This window comes from Rhizobium tropici CIAT 899 (genome assembly GCF_000330885.1).
Classification (GTDB): domain Bacteria; phylum Pseudomonadota; class Alphaproteobacteria; order Rhizobiales; family Rhizobiaceae; genus Rhizobium; species Rhizobium tropici.
This window is the reverse complement of record NC_020059.1, coordinates 154,853-170,000: the sequence shown is the minus strand read 5'-3', so window position 1 is coordinate 170,000 and position 15,148 is coordinate 154,853. Positions and strand designations below refer to the sequence as shown.

The following is a 15,148-nucleotide window of genomic DNA, read 5'->3' as shown; positions in this document are numbered from 1 at the left end:
AGATCGTGCGAGATCGCTCCGAGAATGAGGGTGCGGTTGCTGACGAGCGCGGCGATGCGCAACTGCATGGCATTGATCGCCTTGATCAACAGACGCAACTCGCAGGCGCCTCTTTCGGGAATATGAACCGGCTGCAGACCATTGCCGATCGAGTTGACGGTTCGCGACAGGCGCGTCAGGGGCCGGGTTTCCCGCGCGACGGCGGCAATGGCGATCACGGCGACCAGTATGCCGAGGATGCCGCCAATGAGGCCGATGGGAATACCGTTCAATCGCACCGTCGGCGTTTCGGGCAGATTGAAGACGGCGATCTTGCCGCCGGCAACGCCGATCGACACCTCCACGATCCTGTCCGACGCACCGACGGAAAACCAGCCCCGTGGCTTTTCGGAAAGCGACCGCATGTTAAAATAGCGGTTGCCGAGCGCGATCGCGGCAAATTCGCGGGCGAGCTTCTCGGTAAGCGTCAGATTGGACGCCTCCCCCGTTTGGCCCATGGCCGGCGGATCGGCCAGGTGGATCGCCAGGCCATTAGCATTCAGTGCCCGCACGGCCGCCTGCTGCGCCTCGGGCGGAATGGCATCGAGAAGACGGATCGCAGTCTTCACCTGTTTGGCGGGCGACCGCTCCGGATTGAACGGCGTATCCGGCTTCAGCTGTGCGGCCGCAAAGGCCGCAAGCTGAATGATGAACAGCGCCACGGCCACAATCATGATGATGCGGGCGACCAGACCGAGTTTCAGCATGGTTCAGACATCCTTCACGTCCCTTGTAAGGAGATAGCCGGCATTGCGCACCGTGGTGATGATCTGAGCGCCATCAGGCAGGCAATGGCCAAGCTTGGTGCGCAGGCGGGAGACCGTAACATCGATCGTCCGATCGAAAGGATCGGCGCCACGGCCGCGCGTCCAGTCGAGCAATTGCTCGCGCGACAGCACGCGGCGCGGTCTTTCGAGGAAGCAGACGAGCAGATCGAACTCGGCGGTCGTCAGATGCACGACACGCTCGCCATCCATCTCGATCACCCGGCCGTCGAGATCGACGATCAATCCGGCGAAGCTTTTGCGCCGTGATGGAATGCCGGCATCTTCCGGCCGCTCCGGACCGGAGCGGCGGAGAATGGCGCGGATGCGTGCCAGGAGCTCGCGCGGGTTGAAAGGCTTGCCGAGATAGTCATCGGCGCCCATTTCGAGGCCGAGAATGCGATCGATATCTTCGGTTTTCGCCGTCAGCATCAGGATAGGCACCTTGCTGCGGGTGCGGATGCGCCGGCATGCGGAGAGACCATCTTCACCCGGCAGCATCAGATCGAGGATGATCAGATCGGGGAAGCCCTTGGATAGAATGCGATCCATAGCCGCGGCGCTGTCGGCGGCCTGTACGGCAAAACCTTCACGGCTCAGGAACTCCTCCAGGAGCGCCCTAATCTCGCGGTCGTCTTCGACCAGAAGCAGCGATGCGGAAACCATGGCTCTTCCATGCGGGGCGAGAGGCTGTTTTGGCAACAGGGAAACGACCGACGTTACAAACTGTAACAAATTTCCCTTCTTTTGAAAAATCCCAGCAAAAGAAGCGATGCAGTTTCTCCGCAGCCGGATCCCTCCGGAGCGAATGTCGGCAGCTTCATTGCCGCCTACCCGACCCCATCGCCCGCTCCGGCCCGCGACAGGGCTCGCATCCACGAAATGCGAGCCCTGTCTGCTTTTCCAAACCGCCGATCCTTTTCGACAATGCGGGTTTGCGTCCTGCTCGCCGCCGTGCGAAAGGATTGACCTTCACCGACGGCAATGTCGGGCCAGGGAAACATGCTCATGAGGCAGGACGGTTGAGCCAAAGGCAATCACCGCAGAGATCCGGCAAAGCGACAAGGCGCACCCCAGAGCCGGAAGGCAAGCGTGTGACCTTGCCACGGGCGCTTTCGAAGCTTGGCTATTGCTCGCGCACGCAGGCGGAAGCGTTGATCGTCGCCGGCCGCGTGACCGTGGACGGCCGCCTGATCTCCGATCCTGCCATCTGGGTCGATCTGGAGCATTCGAAGTTCGCGGTCGACGGCATCGAGATATCAGCCGAAAAGAAGCTCTATTTCATGCTGAACAAGCCGCGCGGGCTGGTGACGACGCGCGACGATCCCGAAGGACGGCCGACCGTTTATGATTGCCTGAGGGAGATCGATGCCCGCCACCTCGCGCCCGTCGGCCGCCTTGACAAGGCGAGCGAGGGATTGCTGCTCTTCACCAACAACACGGTATTGGCGCAGGCCCTGCTCGACCCCGTCAGCCATGTCGGCAAGGCCTATCATGTGCAGGTCGACCGCATCATGGACCTGGAACAGCTGGCACGCATGGAGCGTGGCATCGTCGACGATGGTGAACTCCTGACCGCGAGCTCGGTCCGGCTGCTGCGCAGCGGCGACCGCAACAGCTGGATCGAGGTGGAGCTGAAGGAAGGGCGTAATCGCCAGATCCGTCGCATGCTGGAGGCGCTTGGCATCGAATGCCTGCGGCTGGTGCGCGTTGCCTTTGGCGACATCGCGCTTGGCGATTTGCCGAAGGGCGGCGTGCGCGCCTTGACCGAGGCCGAAATCCTGAGCCTGCACCGGCGCGCCGGAATGAAAGTCAATCGATAGAAGGCTGAGCGCGATGCAACCTCATGACTTCTGGCAGGAGCTGGATGCGCCGGGCACCTTCGATCCAATGGCGGAGCGTGCGGATTTCCACGTGGCCGAGCTGCCGGACGGGCGGCAATTGCGGCTGCCGATCCGCGTGCTCGCCGACGGCGAACATGCGCTGGCGTCGTTGATTGTCAATCAGGCAAGCTTCATCGTGTTGGACGCTCTTGCGGAGACGCTTGCGAAGCGAATGGCAGCGTATGATATCGATGTCATTGCCGGATTGCCCACACTCGGCCTGACGCTGGCGGCGGCAGTGGCCCGCGCACTCGGCCATACGCGCTACGTGCCGCTCGGAACATCGCGTAAATTCTGGTACCGCGAGGAGCTTTCGGTCCCGCTCTCCTCCATCACCACGCCAAACCAGGAGAAGCGTCTTTATATAGACCCGCGCATGCTGCCGCTGCTGGAAGGAAAGCGCGTCGCGCTGATCGACGATGTGATCTCCAGCGGCGCCTCGATCGTTGCAGGTCTTTCTCTTTTAACGTCCTGCGGCATCGAGCCCGTGGTGATCGGCGCGGCGATGCTGCAATCCGAACGCTGGCGGGATCGTGTCGATCTAGGCGCCAAGCGCTGGAGCGAGAAAATCATCGGCGTGTTTTCGACACCTCTTCTCGAATGGAGCGGAAGCGGCTGGCGTCGGCCGAGCTGACCGCATTTTGCTGTTGCGGCCATGCGATGGAAGGCAAATTGCATATTATATATGTGAAAACCGTTCCGCTTCCGGCCGCAATACGCTAAGGGTCCGCTCAAGAAGCATCCGTCGGGCGGATGCACGAGCCTGTTGGTGGACGCGTTGCGAACTCTCTCCGAAGCCTATTTTCCGGAATTGCCCAACTACTATCGCGGCAAGGTGCGCGAAAATTACGATCTGCCCGACGGCAGCCGCATCATCATCAGCACCGACCGGTTGAGCGCGTTCGACCGCATCCTCACCTGCATTCCCTATAAGGGCCAGGTGCTGACACAGACCGCCCGCTACTGGTTCGAGCAGACACGTGACATCTGCCCCAACCACGTGATCGACTATCCCGACCCGAACGTGGTGGTCGGCAAGCGGCTGAATATCCTGCCTGTCGAGGTCGTCGTTCGCGGCTATCTCGCCGGCACCACCGGGACCTCGATCCTGACGCTCTACAAGAAGGGTCAGCGCGAGATGTACGGCATCACCCTGCCGGATGGCATGCGCGACAACCAGATCCTGCCGCAGCCGATCATTACCCCGACGAGCAAGGAATTCGACGGCGGTCATGACGAGCCTCTGACGCCGAAGCAGATCGTCGAGGGCGGGCTTCTGACACAGCAGCAGTGGCAGACGCTGACGAATTATGCTTTTGCCCTGTTCGCGCGCGGACAGGAAATCGCCCGCAAGCGGGGGCTGATCCTCGTCGATACCAAATATGAGTTCGGGACCGATGAAAACGGCACCATCATCCTTGCCGACGAAATCCACACGCCCGACAGCAGCCGCTATTGGCTGGCCGACAGCTACGAGGACCGCTTCAAGAACGGTGTGCGCCCCGAAAGCTTCGACAAGGATTTCGTGCGGGCCTGGGTCACGGAGCGCTGCGATCCCTATAAGGACGAGATCCCCGAAATTCCACGGGAGTTGGTCGAGGAGACGTCCAAGGTCTATATACGCGCCTATGAAGCGATCACCGGCATAACTTTCGTGCCCGATGATCGCGGCGCAACGCCGCTTGACCGGGTTCGCGCAAGCCTCGTCCGCTATTTCCCTTAGGAGACCGTTTGAACGGTCGTTTCGCTGAATCGGCACGCTGCAACTTCCCGTAAGTTGCGGTGGAGATGGAGTTTTGCGCCATTCACATCCCTTGATTGTGGATGCAAGGGTATGTTTTTTGCAACACTTTAGATTTTTTTTACCGACAAGCTGATATTTCGCCCGATCCCACATATGTTCGCTGCCGAGAATTCGTAAAAGCCACTGTGCTATTGCAAAACTCGTTGCTAGATTGTCGCCGACCGCTTCGGGTCGTTGTTTGTGTTGCGTAAGACTGGAGCGCCGGCATATGGGGTCAAGCCGATCCCGAAAAACACTGATCAGTAAATTGAATTGTGGGACAAAGTGATGGTTTCCATTCGTACTGCCGCCCCCGCCCTGCTGCTTGTTTTGGCAGGTTGCGTCAGCGGCCCAGACCATAAGCCACCGGAAATGCCTCTCCCGGCCAAATTCTCGGAGGGTGGTACGAAGGCGAACGGCGATATCGCCGGCTCGCAATGGTGGACCGCTTTCGGCGACACCAAGCTGAATGCCTTCGCCGCACAGGGACTTGCCCAGAACTTGACCATCCAGCAGTCGCTGGAACGCATCAACCAGGCGGAAGCTGCCGTCGTCACAGCAGGTGCAGGCGGTCTCCCGAGCCTCACCGTGTTAGGCGACAACACGACCAGCGGTCAAAAGGGTGGCTCGCGGGTTTCTTCGTCGGCTGGACGGCGGAATACGACGACGGGAACCGCTTCGGCTTCCTGGCTGCTCGACCTCTGGGGTCAGTATCGCCGCGCTACGGAAAGCGCCAATGCTTCGGTCGACGCCGCCTATTCCAGTGTCGACGTTGCACGCCTGACATATCTGCAGGATCTCGCCAACAGCTATGTCAATGCCCGCTATTACCAGAGGCTCATCTCGATCGCGCAGGAAAACCTGAAGTCGCGGCGCGATACGCTTTCTCTGACCAAGTTCCAGCTCGAAGCCGGTGCGGCTTCCCGCCTCGACGTGGTCCAGGCCGAGGGCCTCGTCAACCAGACGCTGGCGCTGGTGCCCGGTTATGAAATCAGCTATCGCCAGCAAGTGCACCACATCGCGACGCTGCTCAACGTTCCTTCGTCGACGATTATCGCGCAAATGCAGGGCGGCGGCAGGCAGCCGATCTTCCGCGGCAGCGTCCGCACCGGTGTTCCGGCCGACCTCATCCGCAACCGTCCTGATATTCGCGTTGCAGAGCGTCAGCTTGCTGCCTCGACGGCCCAGATCGGCGTGGCGGAAGCCAAGCTCTTCCCGTCGATCACCCTCAGCGGCTCGATTTCGCCGACCTATGTCCATACATCGGCAGCGAGCGGCGGCCTGACCACCTGGTCGTTCGGCCCATCGCTGAACCTGCCGATCTTCGACGGCGGCGCCCTGCGTGCCGGCGTCAAGAGCGCTGAATCGACAAGCCGCGAGAACTATCTCGCCTGGCAGTCGACGGTACGCTCGGCGATCGAAGACGTTGAAAACGCGCTCTCGGCCGTCAGCCGCGACGCACAGACGGTCGCTGCGTTGCAGGCTCAGGTCAAGTCCTACCAGGAAGCCCTGCAGCTCTCGACGGCAAGCTACAAGGACGGCGCATCCTCGCTGCTCGACGTTCTCGATGCCCAGCGCAACGTGACCTCAGCCCAGCAGAGCCTGGCGCAGGCTGTCCAGCAGAGCGCTCTCGACTACATCTCGCTGAACGTCAACATCGGCGCGGGCTACGTGCCGGCCGATAAGGCGATCGCGGCCGCTGGACCGACCAGAGCCAAGGCCGAGGCCATCAAGGTTGCTGCCAAGAAGGCGATGTAAGCCTATGGCCTAGGCCGTACCAGAGCCTTACCGCTCGAACTTGAAAACCGCCGCAGGGATCTGTGGCGGTTTTTCTTTTGGGCGCATGGAGATGGCTAAAATGAAAATGGCGCGCTCCGCTTCCGCAAGAACACGCCATCGCCAAAAACAAAAAGGCCGGAATGACCCGGCCTTTCGCCATCCGCCTTCACATCAGTGCCAGTACATCCGTGGTCAAAGGCAAGGGCGGAACTGCAGCCAGATTGATCATGAAAGGTCAACGAAGAGTTAACGCCACTTTCATGATATTAACGGACGAAACGGCTCGCTTTCCAGCGCGCCAGCGCCCATCGGCTGCATGACTGAAGCGTATATGAGAGGGCAAGGTGGCAATTTCAAGGCCGCTTTGTTGTTTCTGCCAGAAACCTTCTAAAGCAGCCCGGCAGCCTTTATCGAAAACCTTAACGCCTTTTCGGTTCGAACTGGCGCGTTCAAGCTGTATTCATGCAAATGCTTCTACAACACATGCACAGATTGAGGAGGCACTTGGGATTCCTATCAGATCCCTTGCATGGAGAAACCTTTATCTTGCCGAAGTTGGTTAGTGTTACCAAAGAGCGCCGGGGTAGGCGCGTGACTGTGAACAAGCGCCGGGGCGGCCAAGTGCGCGAAAGGGAGAGTGATTTATGAAATTCAAGGTTCTCGCGGCGAGTCTACTGACAGCGCTCATGGCGCTGCCAGCCATTGCGGAAGCGGCGGAAGGCTTTGCCACGGCAAACGTCAACATGCGGTCAGGCCCAAGCACCGCCTATCCGGCTGTCACGATGATCCCGGTCGGTGTGCCCCTTCAGATCAATGGCTGCCTCAATGATACGCCGTGGTGCGACGTCTCCTTCTACGGTGGCCGTGGCTGGGTTGCAGGCCGTTATATCCAGGCGACCTATCAGTCGCGCCGCATTTATGTCGACCGGCAATATTACCGGCCGCTCGGTATTCCGACAGTGGTGTTCAATTTCGACGATTATTGGGGTCGCTATTACCGCGGCCGCGACTTCTACCGCGATCGCGATCGCTGGCGCCGCGGCCCTGGCTGGGGCGATCGGCGGCCCGACAGCGGCTGGGACCGCCGCAATTCTCCGGGCTGGGACCGCGGCTCCGGCTGGAATGATGATCAGGATGGCCACTGGGACCGCCGCCCTGATCGCAATCGCGACTGGAATGACGGACAGGATCGCAACTGGGATCGCCGGCCCGATCGTGATCGTAACCGCGATTGGGACAGACAACGCGACGGCAATCGCGACTGGGGCAGACAGCGCCCGGACGACAACCGGGATTGGGGTAACCGGCCGGACCGCCAGCGCGACAACAACCGCCCGGACAATAATCGCCCGGACAACCGCCCGCGCCCGGAACCGCAGCAGGCTCAACCGCAACCACAGCCGCAGCAGCCACAGAACAATCCTCGGCCGAATGCAAGCGACCCGGGACCTTATAGCCCTAACCACAGGGATCCATGCCCCGCGTCGGAGCCCAACTGCCGGATGTCCGTGAGAGGCTCGAACCGCTGACGGCCGGCCCTGCGACCACCTGAAAAGCTAAAAGGCCGGCGACTTTGAAAGTCGCCGGCCTTTTTGGTGAAGTGCATTGCCCTCCCAGAAGAATGCACCCCCATGCGGGAGCTTCACTCAGGAGATGATTTCACGGAAGAGCACGCGCCCAAAACTCTCGACTTCTGCCGCGCTCTCGCCGGTTCGCAAGGTTTGGACAGTTAATCCGATGGCAGCGGTATGCTTCAATGCATCTTTAGACGCGCTTCCCGAGTCGCCGAAATGAACATCTCGCGCGCTTCTTCGGCAGACTTGCGGCCGTCAATGGCAGCCCGGCAAAGGCTTCGAGCCGCCACATAGAGGGGGCCGCGGCGGTCGGGCCATAGATTGGCCATGCAGCTAAGGGCCTCGGAAGGGCCTGTCACGACTTGGAACCTATCTTGAGCAAAACCGACCTCGATCGGATTGCTCCATTTGATGTGTCGCATGAACACTCCTCCTCACGCGCTACCAATTGCTTGGAGCCGTCGATGGAGACGGCCACATGACAATACTATAACCTTGTTCAGAGCATTCGAAAATATGGAAGATTGCTTGTTGTACGTGAAGTATCGACGCAGCCTCATTCGATACGAGTGCGTATAGTATTCCCAAATTGCAAGGAAACACCGGCGGCCGCAGATACATCAAGCCTCAGGAAAGCTACTTTTCACGTGCGATCCGCCTCGCCTCATCCGGAGAAAAGCCGGCACGGCGCGCAAGCCGCTCGAGGCCGAATATCCGGTCGATCTGGTCCACCAGCCACAGTTCGAAACGTTTCCACATTGGCTCAGCCTCCTCCGCTGCGATCCGTTCGATCGCAGCGGCTCACGATGAACATCGCACCGGCCAACCACTTTATTTCAACGGAATTGGGGCGGCCGCTGCGCGTTGGAGAGCAATTCCTGCTTCGTTGCGAAGTCGCCGAACAGCTTTTTCAGCCGGGCTTCCTCCTCCTTGCAAATCCGGTGGCGTCGGACGAAATCCTCGACGCTCCAGACCTCCCGCAGCTTGCTCTCTTCAATTTTCTCTATCTTCAGTAATGAAGTCATGTGCTCGCCCTCTTTGTTTTTATGAGAGGATAATGCTCAGGGTGGCAAAAAGTTCCTTGCGCGCCCGCCGGTCGCAGGGAGAGATCGCCGCCGTTGCGGGGCGGAATGTTCTTAATCCCTCCTTAAATCGCCGCATTTACACTTCAGGCGGGATTTGATGTCTTCAGGAGAGGCCGAACCAAGGCGGGTTGCTTTACCTCGATCGCCCATTGGCTCGAAGCGCGCTACCGCCGCTGCGATCAGCCTGATAGAAGGCATGGAATACAAGGGCACCGAGGTACGACCGGCCGGCAATGGCAGATAAGAAGAAATCAAGCCAGAGGATAGAACCATCCTTTTCCAGCGGCCGGGAACGCATCGAGGACGGATTCAATGCCGGCGAGCGCATCATCGGCAACAGGCGTTCGGCCAAGAAATATTCGTCTTCTTCCAAAACATACTACGAAGAGCCGGAGCCCGACGAAGACGACGAGGATGAGCCCGTGGTCGAAAAGCCTCGCCGCAGCCGCCGCAAACCGGCACGCCGTGCGCGGCCGCGGCGCGGCTTTTTCGGCTTCATCCGTTCGACGATCTACTGGGGTCTTGTACTCTGCCTCTGGGCCGGTATCGGCCTTGCTGGGCTCGTCGCCTACTACGGCTCGCGCATGCCGAGCGCCAGCACCTGGTCCATCCCTGAACGGCCGCCGAACGTCAAGATCAACGGTCTCGACGGAACCCTGATCGCCAATCGCGGTACCACGGGCGGCGAGGCCGTATCGCTGAGCGAGATGTCGCCCTATATTCCCGAGGCTATCGTCGCGATCGAGGATCGGCGCTTCTACTCGCATTTCGGCTTCGATCCGATCGGCCTTGGCCGCGCGGTGGTGACGAATATCGTGACGGGACATGCCGTTCAGGGCGGCTCGACGCTGACGCAGCAGCTCGCCAAGAACCTCTTCCTGTCGCCGGACCGCACGCTGGAACGCAAAGTGCAGGAAGTACTGCTGGCGCTGTGGCTGGAGCACAAGTACACCAAGGATCAGATCCTGACGATGTACCTGAACCGCGTCTATTTCGGCTCCAACGCCTATGGCGTCGAGGCCGCCTCGCGGCGCTACTTCAATAAATCGGCCAAGGACGTCAATCTCGGCGAGGCCGCCATGCTCGCCGGCCTGGTCAAGGCTCCCTCGCGGCTGTCGCCCGCCCGCGATCCTGCCGCCGCCGAGGCGCGCGCGCAACTGGTGCTGCAGGCGATGCAGGATCAAGGCTTCATCACCGAGGCCGATACCAAGACGGCGATGTCCCAGCCGCCGACACGATCGAAGAGCTACTGGAGCGGCGCCGAGAATTACGTCGCCGACATGGTCATGGACCAGCTACCGAAGCTGATCGGCGGCGATGTCAAGGAAGACCTGATCGTGGACACCACGCTCGACATGTCGCTGGAGGAGAAGGCAGAGAAGGCACTCAGCGATGTGCTCGAAAAGGAAGGCAAGAAGCTGAACGCATCGCAGGCCTCACTGGTTTCCGTCGACGCGACAGGCGCCGTCCGTGCTCTCGTTGGCGGCCGCGACTATGCACAGAGCCAGTTCAATCGCGCGGTCACCGCCAAGCGCCAGCCGGGCTCCGCTTTCAAGCCGTTCGTCTATACCGCAGCGCTTGAGATGGGCCTGACACCCAATTCCATCCGCAACGACATGCCGGTCAAGATCGGCAACTGGGCGCCTGAAAATTATGAACAGCGCTATAGCGGCCCTGTCACGCTTGCCACCGCGATCGCGCATTCGCTGAACACCGTTGCCGCGCAGCTGGTCGCCGAAGTCGGGCCGGATCAGGTCATCAAGGTCGCCCGCAGGCTCGGCATCGAATCGGATCTGCAGGCCAATGCCTCGATCGCGCTCGGCACGTCCGAAGTGTCGCTGCTGGAGCTGACCTCCGCTTATGCCACCTTCATGAACGGCGGCTACAAAGTGGCGCCACATGTCGTCACCAAGGTAACGACCGCCTCCGGCAAGGTGCTGTACCACGCCAATACAGACAATCCGGAGCGCGTGCTCAACCCGGATATTGTTACGAACATGAACGCCATGATGGCCGGCGTCATCACTAACGGCACCGGCAAGACAGCACGCATTCCAGGCTGGCAGGCGGCCGGCAAGTCGGGCACGACGCAATCCTTCCGCGACGCGCTGTTCGTCGGCTTCACCAGCCACCTGACCACAGGCGTCTGGTTCGGCAATGACGACGGCAAGTCGATGCGCAAGGTGACGGGCGGCGGTCTGCCGGCAAAGGCGTGGAAGGAATTCATGGTCGCCGCCCACAAGGGCATCGCGCCGACGCCGATCTTCGGCGGCGGCCAGATCATCGACAACGGCCTGCCGATGGCGCAGGCAGGACCGAACGGCGACCAGCCGACCACCATCGGCAACATCATCTCCGGCGTCGCCAATGGCGGGCAGCCTATGCAACAGCCAGCCTTGCAGCAAAGGCCGTCGCAACAGCCGACCCAGCCGCAGGTTGTCAACCAGGCCTCCGCGAACGACGACCCGCAGGACCTGCCGCCGGCAAATCTGGCCGACGACGCCAACCCTTACAGCTCCAATCGATATGACGGCGATATACCGCCCGCCGATGTCGGCGATGGCGGCGCTCCGGTCGTCACGGCGCGGCCGCACCGCTCGTCGCTGCTCGATGTCATCCTGGGCCGATAAAATCGCAATTTCGCACCCCACAGCACCGTGCGTCATACAGGGGCGCCAAGGTCGCTGCGGCACTTTGGACCTGCTGCAGAATTTTATTCTTAAATCGATCCGGATTTAGAGAATTATGCAGTAGACGCTTGCATGGCCGCAGCAAGGCTGCTCTGATACGCGGTCGCGTCAATTCCTGAGGTCCCCGGCGCATATGGGACCATGTGGAATTTGAGCGACAAACCATTTGTTTTGCTGGATTTCGGGCCATTTCCTGCCTTGCAGTCAGTAAAACCGCTACTTATATACGCGGCATCACCGCAGTCATGGCTGCGCAATCCTCAAGACCATCCCGTAAGGGGCTGTCAATGGAATGCCTGACAGGGGTTCCGATAGCTTGCTTCAAGGAGAGAATGACATGGCAAAAGTAATTGGTATCGACCTTGGAACGACAAATTCCTGCGTCGCCGTCATGGACGGTAAAGACGCAAAAGTGATCGAAAATGCCGAAGGCGCCCGGACGACCCCCTCCATGGTTGCCTTCACCGACGATGGTGAACGTCTCGTCGGCCAGCCGGCCAAGCGCCAGGCTGTCACCAACCCCACAAACACCCTCTTCGCTGTCAAGCGCCTCATCGGCCGCCGCTACGAAGATCCGACGGTCGAGAAGGACAAGCACCTTGTTCCCTTCAACATCGTTCGGGGCGACAATGGCGACGCCTGGGTAGAAGCCAACGGCAAGGGCTATTCGCCCGCACAGATTTCCGCAATGATCCTTCAGAAGATGAAGGAAACCGCCGAATCCTACCTCGGCGAAAAGGTCGAAAAGGCCGTCATCACCGTTCCCGCATACTTCAACGACGCGCAGCGCCAGGCAACCAAGGATGCCGGCAAGATCGCCGGTCTTGAAGTCCTGCGCATCATCAACGAGCCGACGGCTGCAGCCCTTGCTTACGGCCTCGACAAGAAGGACGGCAAGACCATCGCCGTTTACGACCTTGGCGGCGGCACCTTCGATATCTCCATCCTGGAAATCGGCGACGGCGTCTTCGAAGTGAAGTCGACCAACGGCGATACCTTCCTCGGCGGTGAAGACTTCGACATGCGCCTCGTCGAATATCTCGTCGCCGAGTTCAAGAAGGACAACGGCATCGATCTCAAGGGCGACAAGCTTGCTCTGCAGCGCCTCAAGGAAGCTGCCGAAAAGGCCAAGATCGAACTTTCGTCCGCACAGCAGACCGAAATCAACCTGCCCTTCATTACGGCGGACGCTACCGGCCCGAAGCACCTGACGCTGAAGCTGACCCGCGCCAAGCTGGAAAGCCTGGTCGACGATCTCGTCCAGCGCACCATCGCTCCGTGCAAGGCAGCCCTCAAGGATGCCGGCGTTACGGCTGCCGAGATCGACGAAGTCGTTCTCGTCGGCGGCATGAGCCGCATGCCGAAGGTACAGGAAGTCGTCAAGCAGCTGTTCGGCAAGGAGCCGCACAAGGGCGTCAACCCGGATGAAGTCGTCGCGCTCGGCGCCGCTATCCAGGCCGGCGTTCTGCAGGGCGATGTCAAGGACGTTCTGCTCCTCGACGTGACCCCGCTGTCTCTCGGCATCGAAACGCTGGGCGGCGTCTTCACCCGTCTGATCGAACGCAACACGACGATCCCGACGAAGAAGTCCCAGACCTTCTCGACCGCCGACGACAACCAGTCGGCCGTGACCATCCGTGTTTCGCAGGGCGAGCGCGAAATGGCTGCAGACAACAAGCTGCTCGGCCAGTTCGACCTCGTCGGCCTGCCGCCGGCACCGCGCGGTGTTCCGCAGATCGAAGTCACCTTCGATATCGACGCCAACGGCATCGTCCAGGTTTCGGCCAAGGATAAGGGCACCGGCAAGGAACAGCAGATCCGCATCCAGGCTTCCGGCGGTCTTTCCGACGCCGACATCGAGAAGATGGTCAAGGATGCCGAAGCCCATGCTGCCGAAGACAAGAAGCGCCGCGAAGGTGTCGAAGCCAAGAACCAGGCTGAAAGCCTGATCCACTCCAGCGAGAAGTCGCTGAAGGATTACGGCGACAAGGTCACCGAAGCCGATCGCACCGCGATTTCCGATGCGATTGCAGCGCTGAAGGCGGCAACCGAAGCTTCCGAACCGGATGCCGAAGACATCAAGGCCAAGACCCAGACGCTTATGGAAGTTTCCATGAAGCTCGGCCAGGCGATCTATGAATCGCAGCAAGCGGAAGCCGGTTCCGGCGACGCCTCGGCAGCAGGCGGCAAGGACGATGTCGTCGATGCCGACTACGAGGAAATCAAGGACGAAGGCGACCATAAGCGGTCTGCATAAGCACGAACCGAAAGGTTCTAGGAGACTTAAATCCGGCTGCCTTCGGGGCAGCCGGAAATCCATTTCCGGGGTCTAGTCCTTAATGGCAAAAGCGGATTTTTACGAGACATTGGGCGTCTCAAAAACAGCGGACGAGAAAGAGCTGAAGAGCGCCTTTCGCAAGCTGGCGATGCAATTTCATCCGGATAAGAATCCGGACGACAGCAACGCCGAGCGGAAGTTCAAGGAAATCAACGAAGCCTACGAAACGCTCAAGGACCCGCAAAAGCGCGCAGCCTATGACCGCTACGGCCATGCAGCCTTCGAGCATGGTGGCATGGGCGGCGGTGGCGGCTTCGGAGCCGGTTTCGGCGGCGGCGGCTTCTCCGATATTTTCGAAGATATTTTCGGCGAGATGATGGGTGGCGGACGCGCTCGCGGACGCTCGTCCGGTGGCCGCGAGCGCGGCGCCGATCTTCGCTACAATATGGAAATCTCGCTCGAGGAAGCTTTCAGCGGCAAGACCGCGCAGATCCGCGTTCCGACCTCGATCACCTGCGACGTCTGTTCCGGCTCGGGGGCCAAGCCAGGCACGCAGCCAAAGACCTGCGGCACCTGCCAGGGTTCCGGCCGCGTTCGCGCCGCGCAGGGCTTCTTCTCCGTCGAACGCACCTGCCCGACCTGTCATGGCCGCGGCCAGATCATTCCCGATCCCTGCACCAAATGTCATGGCCAGGGCCGTGTGACTGAAGAGCGCTCGCTCTCCGTGAACATTCCGGCCGGCATCGAAGACGGCACGCGCATTCGCCTGCAGGGCGAAGGCGAAGCGGGTCTTCGAGGCGGTCCTTCCGGCGACCTTTACATCTTCCTCTCCGTCAAGCCGCATGAGTTCTTCCAGCGGGATGGCGCAGATCTCTATTGCGCCGTGCCGATCTCGATGACGACGGCAGCGCTTGGCGGCACCTTCGATGTGGCGACGCTCGATGGTACGAAATCGCGCGTCAGCGTTCCCGAGGGAACGCAGGTCGGCAAGCAGTTCCGCCTGAAGGGCAAGGGAATGCCAGTGCTGCGCTCCAGCCAGGTCGGCGATCTCTACATCCAGATCCAGATCGAAACGCCGCAGAAGCTCACCAAGCGCCAGCGCGAACTGCTGCAGGAATTCGAGCAGATCTCTTCGAAGGACAACAATCCCGAATCGACGGGCTTCTTCGCCCGCATGAAGGATTTCTTCGATACGTTCAGCGACTGATTCGCGAATCAGAAGTGTTTCACATCAATCCGGCCGATGATTCGGCCGGATTTTTTGTTGGGGACG

13 protein-coding genes (1 of these 13 only partly in view) are annotated in these 15,148 nt (G+C 60.4%); 8 read left to right on the top strand and 5 right to left on the bottom strand.

Annotation, left to right across the window (positions count from 1 at the left end):
• Both RTCIAT899_RS00810 and RTCIAT899_RS00805 read right to left on the bottom strand, forming a co-directional pair.
• Positions 1-746, bottom strand: the 5' portion of a protein-coding gene (locus RTCIAT899_RS00810) for an ATP-binding protein (protein WP_015338319.1). The gene continues 607 nt to the left of window position 1, outside the view; only the first 746 of its 1,353 coding nucleotides appear in the window; it begins with the start codon at positions 744-746; the stop codon falls past the left edge of the window.
• Between the two features lie 3 nt (positions 747-749).
• The gene (locus RTCIAT899_RS00805) at positions 750-1,469 is read right to left on the bottom strand and encodes a response regulator (protein WP_015338318.1); all 720 of its coding nucleotides are present in this window, start codon (positions 1,467-1,469) and stop codon (positions 750-752) included.
• Positions 1,470-1,825: 356 nt separating this feature from the next.
• Here RTCIAT899_RS00805 and RTCIAT899_RS00800 point away from each other — a divergent pair, with 356 nt between their 5' ends.
• From RTCIAT899_RS00800 to RTCIAT899_RS00780, 5 genes are all read left to right on the top strand, one after another.
• On the top strand, positions 1,826-2,626 hold the full coding sequence (locus RTCIAT899_RS00800; protein WP_041677150.1) for a pseudouridine synthase: 801 nt from the start codon (positions 1,826-1,828) through the stop codon (positions 2,624-2,626).
• Between the two features lie 13 nt (positions 2,627-2,639).
• Positions 2,640-3,320 (top strand): phosphoribosyltransferase, encoded by a 681-nt coding sequence (locus RTCIAT899_RS00795; protein ID WP_015338316.1) that lies wholly within the window; start codon positions 2,640-2,642, stop codon positions 3,318-3,320.
• A 144-nt stretch (positions 3,321-3,464) separates the two neighbouring features.
• The gene (locus RTCIAT899_RS00790; protein ID WP_041677758.1) at positions 3,465-4,409 is read left to right on the top strand and encodes a phosphoribosylaminoimidazolesuccinocarboxamide synthase; all 945 of its coding nucleotides are present in this window, start codon (positions 3,465-3,467) and stop codon (positions 4,407-4,409) included.
• Positions 4,410-4,757: 348 nt separating this feature from the next.
• The gene (locus RTCIAT899_RS00785; protein WP_015338314.1) at positions 4,758-6,227 is read left to right on the top strand and encodes an efflux transporter outer membrane subunit; all 1,470 of its coding nucleotides are present in this window, start codon (positions 4,758-4,760) and stop codon (positions 6,225-6,227) included.
• 665 nt (positions 6,228-6,892) lie between these two features.
• Positions 6,893-7,777: an SH3 domain-containing protein gene (locus RTCIAT899_RS00780; RefSeq protein WP_015338313.1), complete on the top strand. Its 885-nt coding sequence runs from the start codon at positions 6,893-6,895 to the stop codon at positions 7,775-7,777.
• Between the two features lie 224 nt (positions 7,778-8,001).
• Here the strand turns inward: RTCIAT899_RS00780 and RTCIAT899_RS00775 are convergent, their stop codons facing one another.
• From RTCIAT899_RS00775 to RTCIAT899_RS31800, 3 genes are all read right to left on the bottom strand, one after another.
• A complete protein-coding gene (locus RTCIAT899_RS00775) occupies positions 8,002-8,244 on the bottom strand; it encodes a DUF982 domain-containing protein (protein WP_015338312.1) in 243 nt (80 codons plus the stop codon).
• Between the two features lie 214 nt (positions 8,245-8,458).
• Positions 8,459-8,581, bottom strand: a complete 123-nt coding sequence (locus RTCIAT899_RS34365) for a hypothetical protein (protein WP_257714005.1) — start codon at positions 8,579-8,581, stop codon at positions 8,459-8,461.
• A 77-nt stretch (positions 8,582-8,658) separates the two neighbouring features.
• Positions 8,659-8,847: a hypothetical protein gene (locus RTCIAT899_RS31800; RefSeq protein ID WP_015338311.1), complete on the bottom strand. Its 189-nt coding sequence runs from the start codon at positions 8,845-8,847 to the stop codon at positions 8,659-8,661.
• 293 nt (positions 8,848-9,140) lie between these two features.
• On the opposite strand from RTCIAT899_RS31800, the gene RTCIAT899_RS00765 reads away from it, so the two are divergent.
• From RTCIAT899_RS00765 to dnaJ, 3 genes are all read left to right on the top strand, one after another.
• On the top strand, positions 9,141-11,537 hold the full coding sequence (locus RTCIAT899_RS00765; protein WP_015338310.1) for a transglycosylase domain-containing protein: 2,397 nt from the start codon (positions 9,141-9,143) through the stop codon (positions 11,535-11,537).
• Positions 11,538-11,934: 397 nt separating this feature from the next.
• Entirely contained in the window at positions 11,935-13,854 is a 1,920-nt protein-coding gene (dnaK, locus tag RTCIAT899_RS00760; RefSeq protein ID WP_015338309.1) for a molecular chaperone DnaK, read from the top strand.
• 82 nt (positions 13,855-13,936) lie between these two features.
• Positions 13,937-15,082: a molecular chaperone DnaJ gene (gene dnaJ / locus RTCIAT899_RS00755; protein ID WP_015338308.1), complete on the top strand. Its 1,146-nt coding sequence runs from the start codon at positions 13,937-13,939 to the stop codon at positions 15,080-15,082.
• Positions 15,083-15,148 lie beyond the last annotated feature (66 nt).